General features: G+C 69.5%; 26 protein-coding genes. 13 read left to right on the forward strand and 13 right to left on the reverse strand.

Annotated elements, in window-relative coordinates:
* Positions 1 to 27 precede the first annotated feature (27 nt).
* The 5 genes from efeO to ACTJLF_RS10080 all read left to right on the forward strand — a co-directional run bounded on the left by efeO (position 28) and on the right by ACTJLF_RS10080 (position 4,878).
* Complete coding sequence (efeO, locus tag ACTJLF_RS10060; RefSeq protein ID WP_440883004.1) at positions 28 to 864, forward strand: iron uptake system protein EfeO; 837 nt, start codon at positions 28 to 30, stop codon at positions 862 to 864.
* 213 nt (positions 865 to 1,077) lie between these two features.
* A complete protein-coding gene (locus ACTJLF_RS10065; protein ID WP_019654612.1) occupies positions 1,078 to 1,380 on the forward strand; it encodes a FeoA family protein in 303 nt (100 codons plus the stop codon).
* Positions 1,373 to 3,268 (forward strand): ferrous iron transporter B, encoded by a 1,896-nt coding sequence (gene feoB, locus ACTJLF_RS10070; protein ID WP_132754752.1) that lies wholly within the window; start codon positions 1,373 to 1,375, stop codon positions 3,266 to 3,268. The genes ACTJLF_RS10065 and feoB overlap by 8 nt, the downstream gene beginning before the upstream one ends.
* Before the next feature lie 129 nt (positions 3,269 to 3,397).
* On the forward strand, positions 3,398 to 3,688 hold the full coding sequence (locus ACTJLF_RS10075) for a DUF6587 family protein (protein ID WP_019654614.1): 291 nt from the start codon (positions 3,398 to 3,400) through the stop codon (positions 3,686 to 3,688).
* Positions 3,689 to 3,693: 5 nt separating this feature from the next.
* Positions 3,694 to 4,878 (forward strand): FAD-dependent monooxygenase, encoded by a 1,185-nt coding sequence (locus tag ACTJLF_RS10080; protein ID WP_126185373.1) that lies wholly within the window; start codon positions 3,694 to 3,696, stop codon positions 4,876 to 4,878.
* Between the two features lie 133 nt (positions 4,879 to 5,011).
* Here ACTJLF_RS10080 and ACTJLF_RS10085 read toward each other — a convergent pair whose 3' ends face one another.
* From ACTJLF_RS10085 to ACTJLF_RS10120, 8 genes are all read right to left on the reverse strand, one after another.
* Positions 5,012 to 6,262 (reverse strand): SMI1/KNR4 family protein, encoded by a 1,251-nt coding sequence (locus tag ACTJLF_RS10085; protein ID WP_440883005.1) that lies wholly within the window; start codon positions 6,260 to 6,262, stop codon positions 5,012 to 5,014.
* A 128-nt stretch (positions 6,263 to 6,390) separates the two neighbouring features.
* Positions 6,391 to 7,251, reverse strand: a complete 861-nt coding sequence (gene kynA / locus ACTJLF_RS10090) for a tryptophan 2,3-dioxygenase (RefSeq protein ID WP_126185374.1) — start codon at positions 7,249 to 7,251, stop codon at positions 6,391 to 6,393.
* On the reverse strand, positions 7,248 to 8,525 hold the full coding sequence (gene kynU, locus ACTJLF_RS10095; protein WP_019654618.1) for a kynureninase: 1,278 nt from the start codon (positions 8,523 to 8,525) through the stop codon (positions 7,248 to 7,250). Before kynU ends, kynA begins: the two co-directional genes overlap by 4 nt.
* Positions 8,526 to 8,535: 10 nt before the next feature.
* On the reverse strand, positions 8,536 to 9,189 hold the full coding sequence (gene kynB / locus ACTJLF_RS10100; protein WP_184605638.1) for an arylformamidase: 654 nt from the start codon (positions 9,187 to 9,189) through the stop codon (positions 8,536 to 8,538).
* 83 nt (positions 9,190 to 9,272) lie between these two features.
* Positions 9,273 to 9,587 (reverse strand): YkgJ family cysteine cluster protein, encoded by a 315-nt coding sequence (locus tag ACTJLF_RS10105; protein WP_440883006.1) that lies wholly within the window; start codon positions 9,585 to 9,587, stop codon positions 9,273 to 9,275.
* Positions 9,584 to 10,138, reverse strand: a complete 555-nt coding sequence (locus ACTJLF_RS10110) for a hypothetical protein (RefSeq protein WP_440883007.1) — start codon at positions 10,136 to 10,138, stop codon at positions 9,584 to 9,586. Before ACTJLF_RS10110 ends, ACTJLF_RS10105 begins: the two co-directional genes overlap by 4 nt.
* Positions 10,139 to 10,175: 37 nt before the next feature.
* Complete coding sequence (gene argF / locus ACTJLF_RS10115; protein ID WP_440883008.1) at positions 10,176 to 11,105, reverse strand: ornithine carbamoyltransferase; 930 nt, start codon at positions 11,103 to 11,105, stop codon at positions 10,176 to 10,178.
* Positions 11,102 to 12,310 (reverse strand): aspartate aminotransferase family protein, encoded by a 1,209-nt coding sequence (locus ACTJLF_RS10120; RefSeq protein WP_019654623.1) that lies wholly within the window; start codon positions 12,308 to 12,310, stop codon positions 11,102 to 11,104. The genes argF and ACTJLF_RS10120 overlap by 4 nt, the downstream gene beginning before the upstream one ends.
* A gap of 161 nt (positions 12,311 to 12,471) precedes the next feature.
* On the opposite strand from ACTJLF_RS10120, the gene ACTJLF_RS10125 reads away from it, so the two are divergent.
* The gene (locus tag ACTJLF_RS10125) at positions 12,472 to 12,837 is read left to right on the forward strand and encodes a DUF3579 domain-containing protein (protein ID WP_019654624.1); all 366 of its coding nucleotides are present in this window, start codon (positions 12,472 to 12,474) and stop codon (positions 12,835 to 12,837) included.
* Between the two features lie 156 nt (positions 12,838 to 12,993).
* Here the strand turns inward: ACTJLF_RS10125 and rpsT are convergent, their stop codons facing one another.
* On the reverse strand, positions 12,994 to 13,308 hold the full coding sequence (rpsT, locus tag ACTJLF_RS10130) for a 30S ribosomal protein S20 (RefSeq protein WP_019654625.1): 315 nt from the start codon (positions 13,306 to 13,308) through the stop codon (positions 12,994 to 12,996).
* A 118-nt stretch (positions 13,309 to 13,426) separates the two neighbouring features.
* Between rpsT and murJ the strand changes: the two genes are divergently transcribed.
* From murJ to ACTJLF_RS10165, 7 genes are all read left to right on the forward strand, one after another.
* Positions 13,427 to 14,980, forward strand: a complete 1,554-nt coding sequence (gene murJ, locus ACTJLF_RS10135) for a murein biosynthesis integral membrane protein MurJ (protein WP_440883009.1) — start codon at positions 13,427 to 13,429, stop codon at positions 14,978 to 14,980.
* 82 nt (positions 14,981 to 15,062) lie between these two features.
* Positions 15,063 to 15,914, forward strand: coding sequence for a SirB1 family protein (locus tag ACTJLF_RS10140; RefSeq protein WP_019654627.1), 852 nt, complete (start codon positions 15,063 to 15,065; stop codon positions 15,912 to 15,914).
* A gap of 4 nt (positions 15,915 to 15,918) precedes the next feature.
* A complete protein-coding gene (locus ACTJLF_RS10145) occupies positions 15,919 to 16,347 on the forward strand; it encodes a bleomycin resistance protein (protein WP_354406903.1) in 429 nt (142 codons plus the stop codon).
* Between the two features lie 138 nt (positions 16,348 to 16,485).
* Positions 16,486 to 16,917: a YciI family protein gene (locus ACTJLF_RS10150; protein WP_019654629.1), complete on the forward strand. Its 432-nt coding sequence runs from the start codon at positions 16,486 to 16,488 to the stop codon at positions 16,915 to 16,917.
* Between the two features lie 36 nt (positions 16,918 to 16,953).
* A complete protein-coding gene (locus ACTJLF_RS10155; RefSeq protein WP_184605635.1) occupies positions 16,954 to 17,379 on the forward strand; it encodes a YciI family protein in 426 nt (141 codons plus the stop codon).
* Positions 17,376 to 18,668, forward strand: coding sequence for an RNA polymerase sigma factor (locus ACTJLF_RS10160; RefSeq protein ID WP_354406907.1), 1,293 nt, complete (start codon positions 17,376 to 17,378; stop codon positions 18,666 to 18,668). Before ACTJLF_RS10155 ends, ACTJLF_RS10160 begins: the two co-directional genes overlap by 4 nt.
* A gap of 168 nt (positions 18,669 to 18,836) precedes the next feature.
* Positions 18,837 to 20,444: a M14 family metallopeptidase gene (locus ACTJLF_RS10165; RefSeq protein WP_440883010.1), complete on the forward strand. Its 1,608-nt coding sequence runs from the start codon at positions 18,837 to 18,839 to the stop codon at positions 20,442 to 20,444.
* 6 nt (positions 20,445 to 20,450) lie between these two features.
* Here the strand turns inward: ACTJLF_RS10165 and ACTJLF_RS10170 are convergent, their stop codons facing one another.
* The 4 genes from ACTJLF_RS10170 to ACTJLF_RS10185 form a co-directional block, all read right to left on the reverse strand.
* Positions 20,451 to 21,455 carry a GlxA family transcriptional regulator gene (locus ACTJLF_RS10170; RefSeq protein WP_440883011.1) on the reverse strand — a complete coding sequence of 335 codons (1,005 nt, stop codon included), beginning with the start codon at positions 21,453 to 21,455 and terminating at the stop codon, positions 20,451 to 20,453.
* A complete protein-coding gene (locus ACTJLF_RS10175) occupies positions 21,416 to 22,048 on the reverse strand; it encodes a DJ-1/PfpI family protein (RefSeq protein ID WP_440883127.1) in 633 nt (210 codons plus the stop codon). Before ACTJLF_RS10175 ends, ACTJLF_RS10170 begins: the two co-directional genes overlap by 40 nt.
* 14 nt (positions 22,049 to 22,062) lie before the next feature.
* Complete coding sequence (locus ACTJLF_RS10180) at positions 22,063 to 22,623, reverse strand: cysteine hydrolase family protein (RefSeq protein WP_440883012.1); 561 nt, start codon at positions 22,621 to 22,623, stop codon at positions 22,063 to 22,065.
* Between the two features lie 126 nt (positions 22,624 to 22,749).
* Complete coding sequence (locus ACTJLF_RS10185) at positions 22,750 to 23,841, reverse strand: AI-2E family transporter (protein WP_126185385.1); 1,092 nt, start codon at positions 23,839 to 23,841, stop codon at positions 22,750 to 22,752.
* Positions 23,842 to 23,846 lie beyond the last annotated feature (5 nt).

Consider the following 23,846-nt stretch of genomic DNA (forward strand, 5'->3'; position numbering starts at 1 on the left):
TCATCACTGCCCAGAACAAGGAGATCCATGACCGTGCAGTTCCGCCGCCACTTCCTCGCCACTCTCGTCGCAGGCTTCGCCGGGCTCCATGCCGCCGGTGTGCAGGCCGCCGTGTCGCCGCTCGAGCTGGTCGGACCGATCTCCGACTACAAGATCTACGTCGCCGAGAACGTGCGCAAGCTGGCGGCGGACACGCGCGCCTTCACCGCCGCGGTGAAGGCCGGCGACATCGAGAAGGCGAAGAAGCTCTACGCGCCCACGCGCACGAGCTACGAGCGCATCGAGCCGGTGGCCGAGCTCTTCAACGACCTCGACAAGGCCATCGATTCGCGCGCCGACGACCACGAGAAGGCGGAGAAGGACCTCGATTTCGGCGGCTTCCACCGTATCGAGTACGGCCTGTGGGTGCAGAAGAGCACCAAGGAGCTCGCCCCCGTGGCCGACAAGCTGCTGGCCAACGTGCTCGAGTTGCAGAAGCGCCTTTCCGCGCTGACCTTCCCGCCCGAGAAGGTGGTGGGCGGGGCGGCCGTGCTGATGGAGGAGGTGGCCGCCACCAAGATATCCGGCGAGGAGAACCGCTACAGCCACACCGACCTGTGGGACTTCCAGTCCAACTTCGAGGGTGCCTACAAGATCGTCGAGCTGCTGCGCCCGCTGGTCGTGAAGGAGAACAAGGCCTTCTCGGACAAGACCGAGGCCAACTTCAAGGTGGTTTTCGACACGCTGGCCAAGTACAGGACGGCCGATGGCGGCTTCGAGACCTACTCGAAGCTCAGCGAGCGCGACCGCAAGCTGCTGGCCGGGCGGGTCAACACGCTGGCCGAAGACCTCTCCAAGCTGCGCGGCATGCTGGGGCTCAACTAGGCTCTCCCCCAGGCCTCGCGCACTTCGTGTCGCTGCACCGCCCCCCCCTTCCGGGGGCAGCACCTGAGGCCCGGCAAAGCCGGTTCCTCGGTGTTTCTGGCCTTGCAGCCTCCTTTTTGAGGGGGTAGTCAGGTTTTCGCGAGTGAGAATTGCTAGCATCTGGGTTTTGCTTAAAGAGATGCGCCCGATATTCAGGGCGTCTCCGCCCCCACCGTGCGAACCAACGATTTCGGCGCAGCGCCGACCACCGCCGTCGCCCTGAGCCTCGACCAGCTTCCCGACAACCAGTGGGCCACCGTGCTCGACGTGGCCCGCCCCGACAGCGCCGACGACCGCGACCTCGTGCTGCGCCTGACCGAAATCGGCTTCGTTCCGGGCGAGGCGGTACGCATCGTCGCCAGCGGCATCCCGGGCCGCGAGCCGCTGGCCGTGCGCCTGGGCCACACCACCTTCGCGCTGCGCCGCCACGAGGCCGCGCTGATCCACGTCACGCCGGGAGCCGCCAACCATGGTTGAAGCCGTCATCCAGGGCCCGGGCCGCCTCGCACCCACCGCCCAGCCGGGTCGCATCGCGCTGCTGGGCAATCCCAACTGCGGCAAGACCGCGCTGTTCAACCTGCTCACCGGCAGCCGCCAGAAGGTCGCCAACTACGCGGGCGTGACCGTCGAGCGCAAGGAAGGCACGCTGCGCACGCCCTCGGGCCGGCGCGTCTTCGTGCTCGACCTGCCCGGCGCCTACAGCCTGAACGCGCTGAGCGCCGACGAGGCCGTCACCCGCGACATCGTCACCGGCCAGAGCAAGGAAGCGCTGCCCGACCTGCTGGTGTGCGTCACCGACGCCACCAACCTGCGCCTGAACCTGCGGCTGGTGCTCGAAGCCCGACGGCTCGGCCTGCCGATGGTGGTGGCGCTCAACATGACCGACATGGCGAAGAAGCAGGGCATCGCGGTCGACACCGCGGTGCTCTCGCGCGAACTCGGCGTGCCGGTCATCGAGACGGTCGGCGTGCACACCGGCGGCGCGCAGGGCCTGCTCGCGGCGCTCGACACGCCCGTGTCCGCCGCCGCGCCGCAGCCCTGGCAGGCGCCGGACCTCGACGACGTGCTCGCCACCCAGCGCGAGGTGCGCCGCATCCTCGGCCTCGCGGTGAAGGAGCCGGTCGGCAGCCTCGCCACCAGCGACCGCATCGACCGCGTGGTGCTGCACCCCGTGTGGGGCATGCTGGTGCTGGCCGTCACCATGTTCCTGATGTTCCAGGCCGTGTTCAGCTGGGCCAACGTGCCGATGGACGCCATCAAGGCCGGCACGGAAGGGGTGGGCACCCTGCTGAAGACCTACATGCCCGAGGGCATGCTGCAGAGCCTGCTGGTCGACGGCGTGGTCGCCGGCGTGGGCGGCGTGATCGTCTTCCTGCCGCAGATCCTGATCCTTTTCCTGTTCATCCTCGCGCTGGAAGACTCGGGCTACCTGCCGCGCGCGGCCTTCCTGCTCGACCGCGTGATGGGCACCGTGGGGCTGTCGGGCCGCTCGTTCATTCCGCTGCTGTCGAGCTTCGCCTGCGCCATTCCGGGCGTGATGGCCACGCGCACCATCAGCAACTGGCGCGACCGCATCACGACGATCATGATCGCGCCGCTGATGACCTGCTCGGCGCGGCTGCCGGTGTATGCACTGCTCATCGCGGCCTTCATCCCGGCGCGCACGGTGGGCGGCATCTTCAACCTCCAGGGCGTGGTGCTGTTCGGGCTCTACGTGTTCGGCATCGTCTCGGCCATGACCGTGGCCTGGGTCATGAAGCGCTTCCGCGACAACGCGCAGCATTCGCCGCTGCTGATGGAGCTGCCGGCCTACCGCTGGCCCAACCTGCGCAACCTGGCGCTGGGCCTGTACGAGCGCGCGTGGATCTTCATCCAGCGCGTGGGCACGATCATCCTCACGCTGACGATCCTGCTGTGGTTCCTCTCGACCTTCCCGTCGCCGCCCGAAGGCGCGACCGGCCCGGCCATCCAGTACAGCCTGGCCGGCATGATCGGCCGCGGCCTGGAGCACATCTTCGCGCCCATCGGCTTCAACTGGCAGATCTCGATCGCGCTGGTGCCGGGCATGGCGGCGCGCGAGGTGGCCGTGGGCGCGCTCGGCACGGTGTATGCGCTGTCGGCCACGGGCGACGACGTGGCGGGTGCGCTGGAGCCGCTCATCGCCGGCAGCTGGACGCTGGCCACCGCGCTGTCGCTGCTGGTCTGGTACGTGTTCGCGCCGCAGTGCATCTCGACGCTGGCTGCCGTGAAGCGCGAGACCGGCTCGTGGAAGTACGTCTGGATCATGGCGGGCTATCTCTTCGCGCTGGCCTACATGGCCTGCTTCATCACCTACCACGTTGCGGTGGCACTCGGAGCGGGGTAAAAGAGCACATCCCCAGGCTTGCCAGCTTCGCGTGGCCGCCACCCCTCGCCAGGCAATGCCTGCGGCCCGGCAACGCCCGCTCCGCGGTATCCACCGCGGTGTAGGCTTCGGGATTGGAGTATTTGAGATATGACGCAACAACTGATCGTCGGATTGATCGTCGCGGCCGCCGCGTTCTACGCGGTCTGGCGCTGGATGCCCGCAGGATGGCGCCGCGGCGCCGCGCAGAAGCTGGCGGCCGGCACGCAGCGCGCCGGCCTGATCGACGAAGAGCGCGCCAGGGAGCTCGCCGCCTCGCTCGCCAAGACATCGGGCTGCGGCTCGTGCGACACCTGCGGGAGCTGCGCTCCCAAGACCCCCCTCAAGCAACCGCAAGCCGACCAGGCCGTCAGTCCCAGCCCGTCCACGCACGGCCGCTGAGACCGATGCCCGCGCACATCCTCGTCGCCGGGGGCGGCATCGGGGGGCTGGCCACTGCGCTGGCACTCGCCCAGCGCCGCCACCGCGCCGACGTCTTCGAACAGGCTGCGGCCTTCGGCGAGATCGGCGCCGGCGTGCAACTGGGCCCCAATGCCACACGGCGGCTCCAGAAGCTCGACCTCGGCACCGGGCTCGCCGCCATCGCGGCGCGGCCCGAGGCGCTGGCGGTCCACAGCGCCGAAAGCGGCTCCGAGCTGGCCCGCATGCCGCTGGGCGACGCCATGCAGCAGCGCTACGGCGCTCCCTACTTCTGCGTTCATCGCGCCGACCTGCACGGCCTGCTGCTCGAGGCCGTGCGCACGCGCGGTACCGGCACGCTGGTGACCGGTGCCCAGATCCGGCAGGTCGAGACCAGCGACGACCTCGTCTGCCTCTCGAGCACCGACGCGCGCGCCTGGGAGGGCGAAGCCGTGGTCGGGGCCGACGGCCTGTGGAGCATGGTGCGGCGGCAGCTCGACAGCCCCGGCGCCGCGCAGCCGCCTCGCGTCACCGGCCACACGGCCTGGCGCGCGCTGGTGGAGCAGTCCGCCTTGCCGGCCGCATTGCGACGTGGCCGGGTCGATGTCTGGCTTGGTCCGCGCCTGCACGCGGTGGCGTATCCGGTGCGCCGCGGCGAATGGCTCAACGTGGTCGTGATCGCCGAGTCCGCCCCCGCCGGCGACGCGCGCGACTGGGACCAGTCCACCAGCATCACCGCCCTGAAGCAGGCCATGGGCCGAAGCTGTGCCGGCCTGCAGTCGCTGCTCGACGCCATGCCCGCCTGGCGCGCATGGTCTCTGGGCGACCGCGCGCCGATGACAGGCCCTGCCGACATGGCGCACGAACGCGTCGCGCTGGTGGGCGACGCGGCGCACCCCATGGTGCCGTACCTCGCGCAGGGCGCGGGCATGGCCATCGAGGACGCGGTGGCGCTCGCCGACGCGATGGCCGACGCGGATGCGGCCGACGTGCCCGCAGCCTTCGCCCGCTACGCCGAGGCGCGCTGGGCTCGCAACGCGCAGGTGCAGGCACGCGCACGCCGCAACGGCGAGATCTTCCACGCCACCGGCCCGGTGCGGCTGGGCCGCGACATGGCGATGCGCCTGCTCGGCGCGAAGCTGCTGGACCAGCCCTGGCTGTACGGCGGCTGATATCCGGCTCGGCCTCCAGGCAGCACCCCAATACCAGGAACACCGCGGAACCGGCTTTGCCGGGCCGCTGGTGTTGCCCCCGGTGAGGGGGGCGCGGCGACACGAAGTGCGCGATTGCCTGGGGGAGAGCCTTTTACAAGCTGAAGGTCTGCAGATGGTCGATGCGCTCGGCCAGCCCTTCCTGTCCAAGGTAGTGGCCGTACTTGCCGCCCTGCATCTTCGCGAGCGCGGTCTCCAGTTCGAGCAGCATCGCGTCGCGTTCCGCGATGAACGCGGCAGGCACGTCGATGCCCGCCTTCGCGCATGCATCCGCGATCAGGTGCGCGCTCGCCGGCGCACCGCAGGCCGCGCACTTGACGATGGCCGCGACGTTGGGTTCTGCGCCGTTGTCCAGCAATGCGGCCGTGAGTTCGGGCGATATCTGGCCGTCGATGTTGCGCAGTGCATCGGTTGCCACCGGCGCGCCGGCGCGCACCAGCGCCGAGGCGGCGGCGAAGGCCCCCTGGCCCACCGCGACGTCGGTGGCCAGCGCGCTGCCCTGTTGCGGTCCGTCGAAGGCCACGCCCGCAGCGGCGAGCTCGGCGATGAGCCGCGCGTCGTCAGTTGCTATCGCATGGCGCAGGGCCACGCGTGCCAGCTGCGGCTTGTGGCGCAGCGTGCCTTCGGCCAGCGGCGTGCGCCAGTCGACGACGGCGCGGCAATAGAAGGTCACCAGCTTGTCCATCAGGTCGAGGTCGAGCCCGTGGTCCTCGTGCCTGTCGTCGAGGTAGGCGAGCAGCGTCTGGCCCGAGAAGTAGTCGCTGGTGGGCGCGAGCGGGTCTTCGTCCAGGTGCAGCGCCGCGAAGGCGCCGTGCAGGTCTGGCGCGATGGTGTTCACGCTGTCTTCGTGCAGCGCGTGTGTCCAGGCGGGCGGCAGGCCCTTCTTCCAGGCGACGATCTGCCCGTGCGCCGCGCCGGGCTCGACCACCGCGTAGATCCTGTCGGTGTACTCGAAGCCGCCGAAGGGAAGGTGCGTGAGCTTGCCGCTCCACGGCGCGCCGCTTTCCTCGGCGGCCTCCTGGGCCAGCTCCTGCTCGTGGTCGATCCAGCCCTGCAGGTCGTTGTAGCCGTCGCTGCCGTTCCAGAAGAGCTCGCTCCAGCTGATGCCCTCCAGGTTGCCGTTCATCTCCAGCGACAGGTCGTAGTCGAGACGCCCGCCGGCGGTCTCCCGCCAGAGCGCGACCAGCGCTTCGGGCAGAGGGCCAGAGCAAAGTGCCTGCACCGCGTCGATCTGCTCTTGCGGCATCGGCGGCTGCGCCTCGAAGATCACGCGATCGGCGAAGAGCACGATGCCGTGCTCGCGCAGTGTGGTCAGCTCGTCGGGTGTGAACCGGATGTCGTTCATGTCGGCGCCTCCATCGTTCTCAAAAATGTAGCGCTTTGAGCTCGCGGGGCAATCCGGTCCACCCCAGCTCCATGAGGGCGTTTGCGGCGGGTGAAGGGCGTGCCGGTGCTTTACCCGCCGCGCGCAGGCTACAGATCCGTGCGCAGCTTCCAGATCTCGGGGAACAGCACCACGTCGAGCATCTTGCGCAGATAGCTCACGCCGCCGGTGCCGCCGGTGCCGCGCTTGAAGCCGATCACGCGCTCGACCGTCGTCACGTGGCGGAAGCGCCAGAGGCGGAAGGCGTCTTCCAGGTCGGTGAGCTTCTCGCCGAGCTGGTAGAGGTCCCAGTGGTCGTGCGGGTTGCGATAGACCGTGAGCCAGGCGGCCTCCACGCCGTCGCTGAGCTCGTAGGGCTGGGTCCAGTCGCGCTCCAGCCGGTCGGCGGGCACGGGCAGGCCGTGGCGCGCGAGCAGGCGCAGCGATTCGTCGTAGAGCGACGGTGCGCGGTACGCGGCATCGACCTGCGCGAGCAGATCGGCGCGGTGCGCGTGAGGCTTGAGCATGGCGGCGTTCTTGTTGCCGAGCGCGAACTCGATGCAGCGGTACTGCGCGCTCTGGAAGCCGCTGGAGCTGGCGAGGTAGGGGCGCATGGCCGTGTACTCGGGCGGCGTCATGGTCGACAGCACGGTCCAGGCATTGACCAGCTGCTCCATGATGCGGCTCACGCGCGCGAGCATCTTGAAGGCGTCGGGCAGCTTCTCCTGCGCGATGCAGGCGATGGCGGCATGCAGCTCGTGCAGCATCAGCTTCATCCAGAGCTCGCTGGTCTGGTGCTGCACGATGAAGAGCATCTCGTCGTGCGCGGGCGACAGCGGATGCTGCGCGTTGAGGATCTCGTCGAGGTGCAGGTAGTCGCCGTAGCTCATGGACTTGCTGAAGTCCAGCTGCGCCTTCTCCTCGTGGACGATGCTCTCGGGGCTCGCGGAGGTGTTGTTGTCGGCGCTCATGTCACTGCGTTCTTGCGGTTGAATTCGGGGCGTCGCCACTCGCCGGTCTCCAGCACCTGCACGAGATGCTCGACCGAGTTCCACACGTCCTCGAAGCCGATGTACAGCGGCGTGAAACCGAAGCGCAGGATGTCGGGCATCTGCGAGTCGCCGGCGCGGTAGTCGCCGATCACGCCGCGTGCGATGAGGGCCTGCACGATGGCGTAGGCGCCTTCTTCCCTGCTGAGGCAGACCTGCGAGCCGCGCTGGGCATGGTCGCGCGGCGTGACCAGCGAGAGGCCGTGGCCGGCGCAGCGCTCCTCGACCAGCCTGATGAACATGTCGGTCAGCGCGAGCGACTTGGCGCGCAGCGCGGACATCGCACCGTGGTCGCCGTTGAAGGACTCGGCCGCGAGCACCGTGTCGAGCCCGCATTCGAGCCCGGCCAGCGCGATGATCGGCTGCGTGCCGCACAGATAGCGGCCCACGCCCGGAGCGGGGCGGTAGTGCGGCGTGAACTCGAAGGGCGCCGCGTGGCCCCACCAGCCGGACAGCGGCTGCTCGAATGCGCCCGCGTGCTTCGTGTGCACCCAGGCGAAGGCTGGCGCGCCGGGACCGCCGTTGAGGTACTTGTAGCCGCAGCCGATGGCGTAGTCGGCGTTGCTGTCGTTCAGCGCTACTGGCACGGCGCCTGCGCTGTGCGCGAGGTCCCACACGGTGAGCGCGCCCACGGCGTGTGCTGCGGCGGTGACGGCCTTCATGTCGTGCATGGCGCCGGTGCGGTAGTTGACATGCGTGAGCATCAGCACCGCCACTTCGTCGGTCAGCACGCCGGGCAATTCGCTTGCGTCGATCAGCTTGAGCGTGAAGCCGCGTTCGCGGCACAGCGACTCGGCGATGTAGAGGTCGGTCGGGAAGTTGCTGCGCTCGCTCACCACCAGCTTGCGGCCGCTGTCCTTCTGCTGCGACAGGGCAGCGAACAGCACCTTGTAGAGGTTGACCGAGGTGCTGTCGGTGCACACCACCTCGCCGGGCGCGGCGCCGATCAGGCGGGCCACCTTGTCGCCCAGGCGCTGCGGCAGGTCGAACCAGCTCGCGGTGTTCCAGGAGCGGATGAGGCCTTCGCCCCATTCCTTGGTCACCACTTCGGCGATGCGCGCCGGTGCGGCCTTGGGCATCACGCCGAGCGAGTTGCCGTCGAGGTACAGCACCCCTTCGGGAATGGTGAATTGGTCGCGCAGGGCGCGCAGCGGATCTTGCGCGTCGAGCGCGCGGCAGTCTTCAAGGGTCGTCATGGCGGAGGTTTCAGCGAGGGAGTTCGCGCAGCACGGCGCGAACGGGGGAAGCATCGGCGCTGACCAGCTTGAGCGGCAGCGCGATGAGTTCGTAGTCGCCTTCGGGCACGTCGTCGAGCACGAGGTTCTCGAGCACGCGCAGGTCGAGGCGGCGGATGCGTTGGTGGCTTTCCAGCGTCTTGCTGTCGGCCGGGTCGATGCTGGCGGTGTCGATGCCGATGAGCTTCACGCCCATGGCGGCCAGGCGCTCGACGGTGGCGGGCGCGTAGGCAGCGAGCTCCGGGTCCCAGCGGCCGACCGGCATCGTTGCGTAGGTGCGCACCAGCACGCGGGCGGGCAGGTGGCTGTCGATGGCGTGGGAGATGTGCTCCCACTCGATCAGCGGACCCTTGTCGATGGCGTGGATCACGCGGCAGGGGCCGAGGAAGGGCGTCAGGTCGACGTCGCCGATGGTCTGCCCTTCGGGGTCGTAGTGCAGCGGGGCGTCGGCATGGGCGCCGACATGGGGCGAGAGCTTGATCTCGCTGACGTTGACCGGGCAGCCCGGCGAAATGGTCGCGGCCCAGCGCTGCTGGTAGGGCGTATCGCCGGGAAAGACCGGCGCGCCTTCATGCACGGGCGGCGAGATGTCCCAGATGCGGGGGCGGGGTTGCAGTGAACGCATGGCGCGAAGTTAGCGCCGGGCGAGGGGTCGTGGTGTCGGTTATTTCCAACACCAGACGTGACGAGTTGAAGCCGGGGCCGTGATCAGTGCAGGGAAGACAGCACGGGCAGGCCGTGCCGGGCCCGCGCGCGCTCGCAGGCGTCGCTGCCGGCCTCCAGCTCGTGGCACGGATTCGGTCGCCACTCGTAGATGCCGCAGCCCACCGATTGCCCGATCTTGCCGGTGAGCGCGGCGCAGCGCGGCGATGCGTGGTCGGTGCCGCGCATGCGGCAGATGGCGTCGTTCACCTCGACGGCGAGGCCCGAAGGCACCTTGCCACCGTTCTCGTCGAGCTCATGCACGCTGAAGTCGACGCGGTAGCTGGCGCAGCAGGCGCCGCATTGCTGGCAGGTGTTCATGGTTGCAGGGCTGCGTCGTGCACGCGCCGCAGGAGCGGGCGGCGGATGAGCCCGCTCGCGGGACGGATCAGCAGCCAGTAGAGGTTGAAGCGGCGCCGCGAGGCCTCGTCGCCGCACCAGATGCGCGTGCGGGTGGTGAGGCGCGTGCCCTTGCCCTCGGGCTGGGCGGTGAAGTTGAGCACCAGCTTGGCAAGGCCGGTGGCGTCGAGCGCGGTGAAGGCGCAGGCGTCGGCGAGCGGAACCAGCCCATAGTCGGACTGCCAGAAGCGGCCCGCGAGGCCGAATGCCAGCTCGCTCTCGCCGTCGCGGCCCAGCGGCGTGAACTCGGCCAGGCTGAAGGCAGGGCGGTGCTGCAGGTTCGACGCGAAACCCAGCCGGCCTGCGAGCCGGTTCGGCAGCTCGCGCAGCGCGATCAGCTGGCGGGCGACCGGGTCGTCGACCACCTCGGGGCGGCTCGCGATGTCGAGCACGCGACCGGGCGCGGCCGGCACGTGGAGGCTGTGCTCCTCCGCGAACTGGTAGCGCGGCAGGTAGCGGTTCATCAGTTCCATGCGCGGCGCTTCGCGGCTCGGAAGGTCGCCTGCCGGATCAGAGCCTGCCGAGCAGCAGGAACTCCATCAGGGCCTTCTGGGCGTGCAGGCGGTTCTCCGCCTCGTCCCACACCACCGACTGCGGACCGTCGATGACCTCGGCCTGCACTTCCTCGCCTCGGTGGGCGGGCAGGCAGTGCATGAAGAGGGCGTCGGACTGGGCCGCGCGTATCATTTCCTCGTCGACGCACCAGTCGGCAAAGGCCTTGCGGCGCGCCTCGTTCTCGGCCTCGTAGCCCATGCTGGTCCAGACGTCGGTGGTGACGAGGTCGGCGCCGCGGCAGGCTTCCATCGGGTCCTTGAAGACCTTGTAGCTGTCGCCCGAGCGGATGCCGGCGATCGACTGGTCGACCTCGTAGCCGCTGGGCGTGCTCACGTGCACGGTGAAGCCCAGGATCTCGGCCGCCTGCAGCCAGGTGTTGGCCATGTTGTTGCCGTCGCCGACCCACGCCACCGTCTTGCCCTGGATGGATCCGCGGTGTTCGATGTAGGTGAAGATGTCCGCCAGGATCTGGCAGGGATGGAACTCGTTGGTCAGGCCGTTGATGACCGGCACGCGCGAGTGAGCGGCGAAGGCGTCGATCTTGGTCTGCTCGTAGGTGCGGATCATCACCAGGTCGACCATGCGGCTGATGACCTTGGCGCTGTCCTCGATGGGCTCGGCGCGGCCGAGCTGGCTGTCGCCGGTGGTCAGGTGCACGACGCTGCCGCCGAGCTGGTACATGCCGGCCTCGAAGCTCACGCGGGTGCGCGTGCTGGCCTTCTCGAAGATCATGGCCAGCGTGCGGTCGACCAGCGGCTGGTGCTTCTCGTAGGTCTTGAACTTCTTCTTGATGATCGCCATGCGATCGAAGAGGTAGGCGTATTCGTCGGCCGTGAAGTCCGAGAACTGCAGGTAGTGGCGGATGGCGGGCGCGGTCGTCGTCATTGGGCTGCAGGCTCCGACAGGAAGTTTTTGACGATGGGCGCGAGGATCGCGACGATCTCGTCGGCCTCGGCGATGCTCAGGATGAGCGGCGGCACGAGGCGGATCACCTTGTCGGCCGTCACGCTCAGCAGCAGGCCGGCGTCGCAGGCGCGGTTGAGGATGGCGCCGCAGGGACGGTCGAGCTCGATGCCGATCATCAGGCCCTGGCCGCGCACTTCCTTCACGCCGCTCAGGCCGCCGAGCTCGCGCTCCAGCGCCGCCTTCAGGTGGGCGCCCACGGTGGCGGCGTTCTCGAGCAGGTTCTGCTCTTCCATGATGCGGATGGTCTCGACGCCTGCGCGCATCGCCAGCGGGTTGCCGCCGAAGGTGGTGCCGTGGTTGCCGGGGCCGAAGATGTTGGCGGCCCTGGGGCCGGCCACCACCGCGCCGATCGGCACGCCCGAGCCCAGGCCCTTGGCCAGCGGCATCACGTCGGGCTTGATGCCCGCCCACTGGTGGGCGAACCACTTGCCGGTGCGGCCCATGCCGCACTGCACCTCGTCGATCATCATGAGCCAGTCGCGCTCGTCGCACAGCTGGCGCACCTGCTTGAGGTAGTCCCAGCGCATCGGGTTGATGCCGCCTTCGCCCTGGATGGTCTCGAAGAACACCGCGACCACGTTCGGATTGCCTTCGGTGGCGCGCTGAAGCGCCTCGATGTCGTTCAGCGGCACGCGGATGAAGCCCTCGACCAGCGGGCCGAAGCCGGCCTGCACCTTGGGATTGCCGGTGGCCGAGAGGGTGGCGATGCTGCGGCCGTGGAAGGCGGCTTCGTAGACGACGATCTCGGGACGCTCGATGCCCTTGTCGTGGCCGAACTTGCGCGCCAGCTTGAGGGCGGCTTCGTTGGCTTCGAGGCCGGTGCAGCAGAAGAAGGCGTTGGTGAGGCCCGAGAGTTCGGTCAGCTTGGTGGCGAGCTGCTCCTGGCCGGGCACGTGGTAGTAGTTGGAGCTGTGGATCAGCTTGGTCAGCTGGTCCTGCAGAGCGGGCACCAGCTCGGGGTGGTTGTGGCCCAGCGTGTTCACCGCGATGCCGCCGAGGCCGTCGAGATAGGCCTTGCCCGCGGTGTCCCAGACTCGGCAACCCTGACCGTGCGACAGTGCGATCGGCAGGCGACCGTAGGTGTTCATGACGTGGGGCGAGGTGGGCTGGGCGGTAGCGCTCATTCGGGTTCTCCAGATAGGGAAGGCGGATTCTAGGCGTGTGCCTTGACGGCTTCGTTGAGGATTGCGCATCACAGCAATGCCCCATGTTCAGGATGCAAAAAGGGGCGCGGATAGAATCGCTTGCTGCACCGCAGCACCTGCCTCGGTCGCTTCATTCAACGATGATTTCCCCCACAGCCAAAGAAATCTTCATCCAGGGCATCACCAAGGATGGCCGGACCTTTCGCCCGAGCGATTGGGCCGAGCGTCTGGCCGGCGTGATGAGCTCCTTCCGGCCCGGCGGCGCCTTTCCGGGCAGCTACCTGAGCTATTCGCCGTGGTGCATTCCCACGACCATCAACGGCGTGAAGTGCGTGGTCGTGAACCGCGCGCTGCGCGACGCCGAGCCGATGGCCTGGGACTTCTGCGTGAACTTCGCCAGGGACAACGACCTGCAGGTCGCCGAGGCCTGCCTGGTGCCCGACGCCCCCATCCCGCCTGTGTCAGCCTCTGCGCAGATCCCTGCGACCCCACCCAAGAAGGCCTGACAGGGCCTTTTTCTTTGCCCGCCGTCCGGGTCCGCCTGCATCTGCAAACCGTTCGGGCATGAAAAAACCGCCCGAAGGCGGTTTTTCACTTTGCTGCAGCGCACCCCGATCAAACGGCGGACCGGAGGATTCCGGTCCGGGCTTGCCTGACAGGTGTCAGGCGGCGGCCTTTGCAGGCGCGAGGGCGAGGGCCTTGACCTTGGCCGACAGGCGGCTCTTGTCGCGGGCGGCCTTGTTCTTGTGGAAGATGCCCTTGTCGGCGATAGCGTCGACGATGCTCTGGGCCTTCGCGAACAGCTCGCTTGCCTTGGTCTTGTCGCCAGCCAGAACAGCCTTTTCGACGTTCTTGACAGCGGTACGGTACTTGGACCGCAGCGAGGTGTTCGCAGCGTTCAGCTTGGTGTCCTGGCGGACGCGCTTACGGCCGGAGGCGAGGCGCGGGTTCTTTTTCTTGGGCTTGGCGGATGCCATGATTTATGTCCTTAGGTGTCTGAGGATGATGCAGCAAAGCCCTCCATTATAGGCCGGGTTGGCTTTTCCGCCGAATCCGGGCGTTTCGGGGCTCCGGCGGGGCCTAAACTCGGCCCCCGTGTCCCTGCTCAAATCCGCCTCCACCGTCTCCCTGCTGACCCTCGCCTCGCGGATCACGGGCCTCGTGCGCGACGTGCTCTTCGCCTCGGTTTTCGGCGTCAGCGCGCTCACCGACGCCTTCAACGTCGCATTCCGCATCCCGAACCTGTTCCGGCGCGTCTTCGGCGAGGGCGCCTTCAGCCAAGCCTTCGTGCCGGTGCTGGCCGCCCGCAAGACCGAGGCAGGGGAGGAGGGCGCCCGCCAGCTCATCGACCACGTTGCCACGCTGCTGACCTGGACCCTGGTGATCGTCTGCGTGGCCGGCGTGGCCGGGGCGCCGCTGCTGGTCTGGGCCATGGCCAGCGGGCTGCCCGGCTTCGACGCCGCGGTGGTCATGACGCGATGGATGTTCCCGTACATCGGCTTCATGTCGCTGGTGGCGCTGGCGGGCGGCATCCTCAACACATGGCGCAAGTTCGCGGTGCCGGCGGCGTCGCCGGTGCTGCTCAACGTGGCGCTGATCCTGTCGATCCTGGTCGGGGCGCCGCTCTTCCGGCACTGGGGCATCGAGCCGATCTACGCTCAGTGCGTGGGCGTCATGGCCGGCGGCGTGCTGCAGCTGGCCCTGCAGATTCCTGCGTTGCGCAAGCTGGGCCTGCTGCCGCGGCTGGGCATGAGCCTGCGGGCGCTGCGCACCGCCTGGACCGACCCGAACACGCGCAAGGTGCTCAAGCTGATGCTGCCGGCGCTGCTGGGCGTCAGCGTGGCGCAGATCTCGCTGCTCATCAACACGCAGATCGCATCTCACCTCGCGGTGGGCAGCGTCACCTGGATCACCAATGCCGACCGGCTGATGGAGTTCCCGACCGCCATGCTCGGCGTGGCGCTGGGCGTGGTGCTGATGCCGCAGCTGGCCGGCGCCCGCGCCGCCAAGGACGATGCGCGCTATTCCTCGCTGCTCGACTGGGGCCTGCGCCTCGTGGTGCTGCTGTCGGCACCGTGCGCGATCGCCTTGCTGCTGTTCGCCAAGCCGCTGGTGGCGGTGCTCTTCCACAACGGGGCTTACTCCGGCGAGGACGTGGGCCGTACGACCCTGGCGCTGATGGGCTACGGCGTCGGGCTCGTCGGCATCGTGGCGGTGAAGGTGCTTGCGCCGGGCTATTACGCCAAGCACGACACGCGCACGCCGATGCTCATCGCCGTGGGCGTGCTGGTGCTGACGCAGATCCTCAACGTGTTCCTGGTGCCGGTGCTGCAGCACGCGGCGCTCACGCTGACGATCGCCATCGGCGCGCTGGTGAATTCGGCCTGGCTGCTCGTCGGGCTGATCCGCCGCGGCAGCTACAAGCCCGAGCCGGGCTGGGGCAGGTTCGCGCTGCAGGTGGCCGCCAGCACCGCGGTGCTGGCGGGCCTGCTGGTGTGGGGCTCGGCGCATTTCGACTGGGTCGCGCTGCGCGAGCAGCGCCTGCTGCGCATCGGCCTGCTGGCCGCGCTGATCACCAGCTCGGCACTGCTGTATTTCGGCGTGCTGGCGGCGGTCGGCGTGCGGTTGCGCAGCTTCATCCGCCGCTGAGACCTTGCAGGGGCCTTTCAGGCGTGCGCAATACGCGTGTGCCCCTTCTTGACGCTCCGGAAATGCTCCTCTACAAAGCCACATGACGTTCAGCTTTCAGGTTCCGACCGCCCTGGAATATTTCGAGTCGCTGGTGCGCAGCGACGACCAGTTTCCGCTGCTCGAAGCCGCCGCCAGTCTGGCGCAGGACGAGTACCCCGACCTCGACGTGCAGCAGGTGCTGGGCGACGTCGACCAGCTCCTGGCCCGCCTGCGCCGCCGCCTTCCGGCCGACGCCGCACCGCTGGCCCGCCTGCGGGCGCTGAACCAGTTCTTCTTCAGCGACCTGAACTTCGGCGGCAACGTCAACGACTACTACGACCCCGACAACAGCTACCTCAACGCCGTGCTGCGCACCCGCCGCGGCATCCCGATCTCGCTGGCGGTGCTGTGGATGGAGCTGGCGCAGGGCCTGGGCCTGCAGGCGCGCGGCATCGGGTTTCCGGGGCACTTCATGCTCAAGGTCACGCTGCCCAAGGGGCAGGTGGTGATCGACCCGTTCACCGGCAAGTCGCTGTCGCGCGAGGAGCTGGGCGAACGCCTGGAGCCCTACAAGCGCAGCAACGGCCTGGTCGGCGACTTCGACGTGCCGCTGGGCCTCTACCTGCAGCCGGCCAGCTCGCGCGAGATCATCGCGCGCATGCTGCGCAACCTGAAGGAAGTGCACCACGCGCAGGAAGACTGGCAGCGCGTCATTTCAGTGCAGGACCGCCTGATCGCGCTGCTGCCCAGCGCCTGGGGCGAGTACCGCGACCGCGGCATCGCGCATGCCGAGCAGGGCAACACGACGCTGGCGGTGCGCGACCTCGAAACCTACCTGGCGAAGGCCGAGGACGCCCTGGACCTCGACGCCATCGCCGAGCGGGTCGCCGCCCTGCGCCGGCTGGCGAGCTGAGCAGATGGCAACCCAGGCCGGCGTCAGCTCCGCGCCCGACCTGGGCACCCTGCATCAGTTCCACGGCGTGCAGCCCGTGCTGCCGGTGTCGGACGTCACCCGCGCCGCGCGGTGGTTCCGCGACGTGCTGGGCTTCGAGCTCGACTTCATCGCCGGCGAGCCGCCCAGCTACGCCCGGGTAAAGAAGGGCGACCGCAGCTACGGCGACCCCGTCTACCTGCGGCTGTGGCAATGCGACGCGCGCGAGGCGAAACCCTGGCGCGGCGAGATCGTGATCCACGTGGGCAAGGACATCGACGGCCTGCACGCCGCCTACGTGAAGCGCGGCGTGACGGTCATCGAGCCGCCCGTTTCCCAGCCCTGGGGACTGCGCGAATTCGCGATACGCGAACCCGACGGCCATGTGCTGCGCTTCTGCGGCTACCTGCCCTGAAACCCCGGCTTCTGAAACACAAAATTACAAATGGATCGACGCTTCCGTGTCGATCCGGCGTCCGCCCGTCCGACGTGTGAACAGGAGCGGGCAGGTTCCCAGGCCGCTTCACCACCATCAACCTTCAGGAGAAACGACATGCGATTCATGATTCTGGTCAAGGCCAACGCCGATTCCGAAGCCGGCGTGATGCCCAGCACCGAAATCCTCACCGCCATGGGCAAGTTCAACGAGGAACTGGTCAAGGCCGGTGTGCTGCTGGCGGGCGAGGGCCTGCACCCCAGTTCCAAGGGCGTGCGCGTGCGCTGCGAGGGCCCCACCAAGCGCACCGTCATCGACGGTCCCTTCGCCGAGACCAAGGAACTGCTGGCCGGCTTCTGGCTGTTCCAGTGCAAGTCGAAGGAGGAGGCCATCGAGTGGATCAAGCGCAGCCCCTTCCAGGAAGGCGAGATCGAGATCCGCCAGGTGTTCGAGGCCGCCGACTTCGGCGACTCCATGACGCCCGAGCTGCTCGCCCAGGAAGACCGCCTGCGCGCCGAGACCGAGGCCCGCACCAAGGCTGGCGGCTGAGCCGGCCGCGCCGCCACACACCGAAGGAGACGCACCATGCGATTCATGCTGCTGATGATTCCCCACGGCTACGAGAACGCCGCGCCCGGCACCGTCCCCGACGACGTCGAGGCGGTGTCGGCCATGATGGCCTACAACGAGTCGCTGCAGAAGGCCGGCGTGCTGGTCAGCTGCGACGGCCTGCACCCGCCCTCGATGGGCGCGCGCGTGAGCTTCAAGAACCGCAAGCCCAAGGTCGTCGACGGCCCCTTCGCCGAGGCCAAGGAAGTGCTGGGCGGCTTCTGGATCATCGACGTGCCCTCGCGCGCCGCCGCCATCGAGTGGGCCAGCCGCTGCCCCGGCGGCGACAACGAGGTCATCGAGGTGCGCCAGATCCAGGAGATGGAAGACTTCCCGGCCGACGTGCAGGCGGTGGCCGGCGAATTCACCTCGATGCAGACGGTGAAGAAGCCCGAGGCATGAGCCGGGGCGAGGGCCGCGCGCACGCTGCCGCCATCCACCGCACCATCGAGGCGGTGTGGCGCATCGAGTCCGCGAAGATCATCGCCACCGTCGCGCGGATGGTGCGCGACGTGGGCCTGGCCGAGGAGCTGGCCCAGGACGCGCTGGTCTCGGCCCTGGAGCAATGGAGCGAATCGGGCGTGCCCGACAACCCCGCCGCCTGGCTCACGGCCGTGGCCAAGCGCCGCGCCCTCGACCGCCTGCGCCACCTGCAGCTGGCCGAGCACAAGGCCGGCGAGATCGGCCGCGAGCTCGACGCGCAGCACGAGATGGCGCAGGACGACTTCGCCGAGGCCGTCGATGCCGCGCTGGACGACGACATCGGCGACGACCTGCTGCGGCTGGTGTTCACCGCGTGCCACCCGGTGCTCTCGACCGAGGCGCGGGTGGCGCTCACGCTGCGGGTGATGGGCGGCCTGACCACGGACGAGATCGCCCGCGCCTTCCTCGTGCCCGAGGCCACGGTGGCGCAGCGCATCGTGCGCGCCAAGCGCACCCTGGCCGAGGCGCGCGTGCCCTTCGAGGTGCCGCGCCGGCACGAGCTGGAGGCGCGGCTCGCCTCGGTGCTGGAGGTGATCTACCTGGTCTTCAACGAGGGCTACTCGGCCACCGCCGGCGACGACTGGATGCGCCCCTCGCTGTGCGAGGAAGCGCTGCGCCTGGGCCGCATCGTGGCCGAGTTGGTGCCGAAGGAATCCGAAGTGCACGGGCTGGTCGCGCTGATGGAGATCCAGGCCTCGCGCACCGCCGCGCGCATGGGGCCCTCGGGCGAGCCGGTGCTGCTGCTGGAGCAGAACCGCGCGCGCTGGGACCAGATGCTGATCCGACGCGGCCTCGCTGCGCTTGCGCGGGCCGAGTCGCTGGGCGGTGCGCTCGGCCCCTATGCGCTGCAGGCCGCCATCGCCGCCTGCCACGGCCGCGCGCGCTCCGCCGACGAGACCGATTGGGGCCGCATCGCCGCCCTCTACGACGCGCTGGCCGAACTCGCGCCGTCGCCCATCGTCGAGCTCAACCGCGCGGTGGCGCTGTCGATGGCCTTCGGCCCGGCGGCCGGGCTGGAGGTGGCCGATGCGCTGCTGGACGAGCCCGCGCTCAAGGGCTATCACCTGCTGCCGGCGGTGCGCGGCGACCTGCTCTTCAAGCTCGGCCGCCTCGACGAGGCGCGCAGGGAGTTCGACCGCGCCGCCTCGCTCACGCGCAACACGCGCGAGCGGGCCCTGCTGCTGGCGCGCGCCCGGGCCTGCACTTGACTCGCCCCCAGGCTTCGCGCACTTCGTGTCGCTGCGCCTACCCCCTTCCGGGGGCGATACCTGCGGCCCGGCGGAGCCGGTTCCGCGGTATCTCTGGAAGAAGAGGGCGCGCTTGAACTGAACGACAGCTGAATCTGCTGCGAGTCGGGCCGGAGGACAATGCGCGCCATGCTGCGCACCCCCTTCCTCCGCTTCCTGTGCGTTTCCGGCCTGGCCCTGCTGTCGTCCGCCTCGGCCCTGGCCCAGTTCGAGCCCGCCAAGGTGTGGGTCGAGCCGCCGGCCATCGCCGCGCGCTTTCCCGATCCGCCGGTGAGCTATGCAACACCGGGCTTTCGCCCGGGCCGCACCGACTTTCCCTCGCATGCCGAAATGCTGGCCTTCCTCGACGAGTTGGCGCGCCAGTCGTCCAGCGTGCGCATCGAGCGTATCGGGACGTCGCAACAGGGACGCGAGATGCCGCTGGTGGTGCTGGCCGAGCAGGGCCGCGTCGACCCGACCCGGCCCACGGTGATGGTGATCGGCCAGCAGCATGGCAACGAGCCGGCCGGCGGTGAAGCAGTACTGGCGCTGGCGCAGCAGTTTGCCGCGGAACCAGGCTCGGCGCTGCTGAAGAAGGTCAATCTCGTGCTGGTGCCGCGCGGCAATCCCGACGGCGCCGAGCGCTTCACCCGCGTCACCGCCAACGGCATCGACGTCAATCGCGACCACCTGCTGCTGCGCACACCCGAGGCGCGCGTGATCGCGGCGGCCACCCTGCGCTACGCGCCGCAGGTGGTGCTCGACCTGCACGAATTCACCGTCGGCGGGCGCTGGATCGACAAGTTCGGCGCCGTCATGAAATACGACGGCCTGCTGCAGCCCGCCACGGTGGGCAACCTCGACGCTGCCATCGCCGCGAGCGCGCAGCGCGACTACGTCGACGCCATCCAGGCCGCCTTCGCGCGGGCCGGGCTGCAGGGCTTCAAGTACCACACCACCTCCGGCGGCAAGTCCGACGATCGCACGGTGTCGATGGGCGGCGTGCAGCCCGACACCGGCCGCAACGTGAGTGCGCTGCACCAGGCCGTGAGCCTGCTGCTCGAAGTGCGCGGCGTGGGGCTGGGCCGGGCGCATTTCGCGCGCCGCGTGCACACGCAGGTGCTCGCGGCCACCACGGTCATCGAGACAGCGGCGAAGCAGGGGCCTGCGCTGATGCAGCTCACCGCGCAGGCCGGCCAGCGCGCCAAGGCCGATGCCTGCCGCGGCGATCTGGTGGTCGAGGCCTGGCAGACGCCGACGAAGCAGCGGCTCGAATTCCTCGATGCGAAGACCGGCGAGGACAAGGCCGTCGACGTCGAATGGCGCGCCGCCGAGCCGCTGAAGATCGTCAATGCGCGTCCTCGCCCCTGCGGCTACCTGCTGGCTTCGAGCGAGACCGTGGCCGTGCAGCGCCTGCAGATGCTGGGCGTGCGCGTGGAGCGCATCGACAGCGCGGCGCCATGGTCGGTGGAGCGCTACGAGATCCTCTCGCAGGCCGATGGCCAGCGGCAGGACGCGCGCGGCGCCATCGAGGACGGCGAGGCGATCCGCAGCTTCCGCGTGCGGCTGCGCCACGGCCGCGCGGTGGTGCAGCCGGGCAGCTTCTACGTGTCGCTGGCGCAGCCGCTGTCGCCGCTGGTCAGCGCGGCGCTGGAGCCCGATTCGCAGAACAGCTACGCGGCCAACCGGCTGCTGGAGATCGGCGACGACAAGCTGCTGCGCGTGCCGGGGCCGGCGCCCGCAGGCGTCTGGCACTGAGCGGCGTCAGGCGCGGGAAGACGATCCCGCTTCCGAAGGCGACCCCGGCAGCCCGAACTGGTGCCATGCGCGGCGCAGCTGCGTGTCGGAGCCGAAGCCGGATTGCTCCGCCGCCCGCGTCACGCTTGCGCCCGAGGCCAGCGCCAGCTGGGCCGTCGCGAGCCGCAGCCGCCGCAGGTAGGCCAGCGGCGCCACGCCCGCATGCTCGACGAAGAGCCGCGTGAGGTGCCGCGCAGAGGTGTGCGCCACCTCGGCCATGCGCGGCACGTTCCAGTCGGCCTGCGGCCGCTCGCTCACGGCGTCCTGCACGCGATGCAGGGCGGCGTGCAGGTGGTTGCGGTAGGCGAGGAAGGGCGAGAGCTCCGGATCGTGCGGCCCCCGGCGCAGCGGCATCACCATCGACTGCGCGACCTGCGCCGCGAGCGCCTCGCCGCACAGCTCGCCGATGCGGTGCAGGATCAGGTCGATGCCGGTGGTCACGCCCGCGCTGCTGTAGAGCGGCGGATCGATCACGAACACGCGGTTGCTCACCACCTCGCAGCGCGGCTCGACCTCGCGCAACTCGCCCAGGTGATGGTGGTGCGTGGTGGCGCGACGGCCAGCCAGCGCCCCGGCGTGCGCGGCCAGCACGGCGCCGGCGCAGACCGTCACCAGCTCCAGCCGGCCGCGCTCGAAGCGCAGGCCACGCAGCCAGTGCAGCAGGTCCTGCGTCTCGGGGTTGTCGATGGCGATGGCGTCGCCGGGCAGGCCGACCAGCACGACCCAGCCGGGGCCGTCCCACGCCGTGGGCAGCGGTGAGAGCCCTGCGAGCGCCACGCCGACCGAGCCCATGGCCATCGGCCGCGGGCTGGCGAACTCGATGGCGAAGCGCTCGGCCCGCCCCGCCGCGCGCAGCCGCTGGTTGGCGATGCGCAGCGCCTCTGCCGGGCCGGCCCAGTCGAGCACGAGGCTGCCGGGCAGGAGGACGAACACTACGCGGATGGGGGCTGGTTCGGGTTGCTGCGGTTCCATTCGTAGTCCATCTGTCGCGCGGTGCGCTCTGCGAGCTCGAGCCCGGCCAGCCGTTCGACGAGGTGCAGGCTCATGTCGATGCCGGCGCTGATGCCCGCCGAGCTGACGATGCGGCCGTTGTCCACCCAGCGCACGCCCTCGCGCACGTCGAGCGAGGGGAAGCGCTCGCGCAGCTCGGCGATGTCTTCCCAGTGGGTCGTGACCGGGTCGCTGGTCACCACGCCGCTTCGGGCCAGCAGGAAGGCGCCGGTGCAGACCGAGGCGACGATCTTCGCGCCGGCTGCCTGATCGGCTATCCAGCGCAGGGTGTCGGAGCAGGCCATCGGCGCGTCGACCACGCCGCCGGGAACGATAAGCACGTCGGCCGCCGGACTGTCGGCCAGCGTGTGGCTGGCCAGCAGCCGGAGGCCTGCACGCGCCTGAACGGCCTGGCCTGCGGCGGCGTGGGCCACCGAAGCGACCTCGAACAGCGCCGGCGAGCCCGGCCGCAGCCGCTGCCCGACCCGGCTCGCAGTGGTGAACACCTCGAAGGGGCCGGCGAAGTCCAGCGCCTCGACGCCGTCGAACGCGAGGATCAGCACGCGCCTGGTCATGCCGCTCATGCCGTTCATGCCACGGCCCGTTCGAGCGCCTGTGCCACGGTGCAGACGGTGGCGAGTCGGCCATGCAGCACGGCGGCCGTGCGGGCCTTGATGTCGGCGGCCGCGAGCGGGCTGCCGTCGGGGTGCTTCATGTCGAAGGTGAGGGTGGCGTCGGTGACGTAGTCCACTTCCCAGCCCAAGTCGGAGGCGTGGCGGGTGGTGGTCTCGCAGCATTGCTCGGTGCGGATGCCGCTCACGATCAGCCGCCCGATGCCGTGCTGCGTGAGCCAAACGTCCAGTCCGCTGTTGACCAGCGCGCTGTGGCGGTGCTTGGTGAAAGTGGCGGCCGCGTCGAAGGCGGCGAGGCCGCCGATGGGGCGCACGTGGCCCGATTCGACCGCGAAGGGGTTGCTCGCGTCGGAGGGCTCGTCGGTGTGGAAGACCCGCACGATGGGCAGGCTCGCGGCCGCGGCGCCTTCGATCAGCGCGTTCTGCGCGGCGAAGTAGGGCGCGGCCTGGCTTTCGTTCCAGTAGGCGCGCTGGCGGAACGACTCCTGGGCGTCGATCACTATCAGACAGGTTTTCATGGCGGGGCTCGCGGGCGGGAGCGGAGTGGATGATGCCGCTCATTCTTGCGGCGCGCCAGCTTCCGGTCCGCTCGGCGCAGGACCAGAATCGATCAGATCAGGACATCGACCGGGGCGAAGGCCCCGTCAGACCAGCGAAGCCGCCTGCAGCTCTTTCTTCAGGTACGCGTAGTACAGCGGCGCCGCCACCAGCCCGGCCGGGCCGAAGACCGCCTCGGCCACGAACATCACCGCCAGCAGTTCCCACACGCTCATCTGCGTGCGCGCGCCCACCACCTTGGCATTGATGACGTACTCGGCCTTGTGGATCACGATCAGGAAGATCAGGCAGGCCGCGGCCGTGACCGGCGACACCGACAGCCCCACCAGCGTGATCACCGAGTTGCAGACCAGGTTGCCCACGATCGGCACCAGGCCGGCCAGGAAGGTGAGGGTGATGAGCGCCGGCGTGTAGGGCAGGTGCGCGTCCCACAGCGGCATGATGAAGAGCAGGAAGATGGCCGTCAGCAGCGTGTTGAAGGCGGCGATCCAGAACTGGGCCGCCACGATCTGGGCGAAGGCCTCGCCGAAGGTCTGCACGCGCCGGTGCAGCTGTTCGGCCAGCGGCAGGCGCCGCATCGGCGCGTGGGACACGGCGGCCAGGCTGCCGATGATCAGGCCCACGTACGAGAAAAGAATGCCGTGCAGCCACGCGCGTCCTGCCACGGCCAGCGAGCCGGCCTGCGCGCGCAGGTAGTTGGCGATCACGCGCTGCACCTCGGCCGCGCCCTCGGGTAGGTAGACCGCGATCTCCACCGGCAGCTTGGAGCGCAGCTCCAGCACGGTGCGCGCGGTGTAGTCGAGCAGCTCGCGGTACTGGTCGGGCGCATCGACGATGTATTCGCGGGCCTGCGACAGCCCCAGCGTGATCAGCGCGATGGGCGCCAGCAGCACCACCGTGACGGCCACCACGCCGGCCCAGCCCTGGGCGCTGCCGGGCCGCCTGGCCAGCGCCGGAATGCGCCCCAGCCCCGAGGCCAGCAGGCGCGCGAACCAGCGCGTGACGAGAAAGCCGATGCAGACGCACAGCAGGCCCGGCAGCAGGTGCTCCCACATCACCAGCATCAGGGCGCCCAGCATCAGCAGGTAGCTGGCGATGGTCACGCCGCGCGATGCGGCCGGACGGAAGGCGGAGGACGCCGGCGAGGCGATGGGGGAGGGCTGCGGCTTGTTGGCCATCCGGT

Origin of the sequence: Variovorax sp. 22077 (genome assembly GCF_052044195.1) — a bacterium.
Classification (GTDB): Bacteria; Pseudomonadota; Gammaproteobacteria; order Burkholderiales; family Burkholderiaceae_C; genus Variovorax; species Variovorax atrisoli.

Bases quoted from the DNA above. Each gene is read 5' to 3' on its own strand.
- ACTJLF_RS10180 (WP_440883012.1), bottom strand. From the start codon at position 22,623: ATGAAAACCTGTCTGATAGTGATCGACGCCCAGGAGTCGTTCCGCCAG.
- kynA (WP_126185374.1), bottom strand. From the start codon at position 7,251: ATGAGCGCCGACAACAACACCTCCGCGAGCCCCGAGAGCATCGTCCAC.
- ACTJLF_RS10150 (WP_019654629.1), top strand. From the start codon at position 16,486: ATGCGATTCATGATTCTGGTCAAGGCCAACGCCGATTCCGAAGCCGGC.
- ACTJLF_RS10145 (WP_354406903.1), top strand. From the start codon at position 15,919: ATGGCAACCCAGGCCGGCGTCAGCTCCGCGCCCGACCTGGGCACCCTG.
- ACTJLF_RS10165 (WP_440883010.1), top strand. From the start codon at position 18,837: ATGCTGCGCACCCCCTTCCTCCGCTTCCTGTGCGTTTCCGGCCTGGCC.
- ACTJLF_RS10125 (WP_019654624.1), top strand. From the start codon at position 12,472: ATGATTTCCCCCACAGCCAAAGAAATCTTCATCCAGGGCATCACCAAG.
- ACTJLF_RS10075 (WP_019654614.1), top strand. From the start codon at position 3,398: ATGACGCAACAACTGATCGTCGGATTGATCGTCGCGGCCGCCGCGTTC.
- kynU (WP_019654618.1), bottom strand. From the start codon at position 8,525: ATGACGACCCTTGAAGACTGCCGCGCGCTCGACGCGCAAGATCCGCTG.
- ACTJLF_RS10105 (WP_440883006.1), bottom strand. From the start codon at position 9,587: ATGAACACCTGCCAGCAATGCGGCGCCTGCTGCGCCAGCTACCGCGTC.
- ACTJLF_RS10120 (WP_019654623.1), bottom strand. From the start codon at position 12,310: ATGAGCGCTACCGCCCAGCCCACCTCGCCCCACGTCATGAACACCTAC.
- ACTJLF_RS10110 (WP_440883007.1), bottom strand. From the start codon at position 10,138: ATGGAACTGATGAACCGCTACCTGCCGCGCTACCAGTTCGCGGAGGAG.
- kynB (WP_184605638.1), bottom strand. From the start codon at position 9,189: ATGCGTTCACTGCAACCCCGCCCCCGCATCTGGGACATCTCGCCGCCC.
- ACTJLF_RS10155 (WP_184605635.1), top strand. From the start codon at position 16,954: ATGCGATTCATGCTGCTGATGATTCCCCACGGCTACGAGAACGCCGCG.
- ACTJLF_RS10175 (WP_440883127.1), bottom strand. From the start codon at position 22,048: ATGACCAGGCGCGTGCTGATCCTCGCGTTCGACGGCGTCGAGGCGCTG.
- rpsT (WP_019654625.1), bottom strand. From the start codon at position 13,308: ATGGCATCCGCCAAGCCCAAGAAAAAGAACCCGCGCCTCGCCTCCGGC.
- efeO (WP_440883004.1), top strand. From the start codon at position 28: ATGACCGTGCAGTTCCGCCGCCACTTCCTCGCCACTCTCGTCGCAGGC.
- ACTJLF_RS10160 (WP_354406907.1), top strand. From the start codon at position 17,376: ATGAGCCGGGGCGAGGGCCGCGCGCACGCTGCCGCCATCCACCGCACC.
- ACTJLF_RS10185 (WP_126185385.1), bottom strand. From the start codon at position 23,841: ATGGCCAACAAGCCGCAGCCCTCCCCCATCGCCTCGCCGGCGTCCTCC.
- feoB (WP_132754752.1), top strand. From the start codon at position 1,373: ATGGTTGAAGCCGTCATCCAGGGCCCGGGCCGCCTCGCACCCACCGCC.
- ACTJLF_RS10085 (WP_440883005.1), bottom strand. From the start codon at position 6,262: ATGAACGACATCCGGTTCACACCCGACGAGCTGACCACACTGCGCGAG.
- ACTJLF_RS10140 (WP_019654627.1), top strand. From the start codon at position 15,063: ATGACGTTCAGCTTTCAGGTTCCGACCGCCCTGGAATATTTCGAGTCG.
- ACTJLF_RS10170 (WP_440883011.1), bottom strand. From the start codon at position 21,455: ATGGAACCGCAGCAACCCGAACCAGCCCCCATCCGCGTAGTGTTCGTC.
- argF (WP_440883008.1), bottom strand. From the start codon at position 11,105: ATGACGACGACCGCGCCCGCCATCCGCCACTACCTGCAGTTCTCGGAC.
- ACTJLF_RS10080 (WP_126185373.1), top strand. From the start codon at position 3,694: ATGCCCGCGCACATCCTCGTCGCCGGGGGCGGCATCGGGGGGCTGGCC.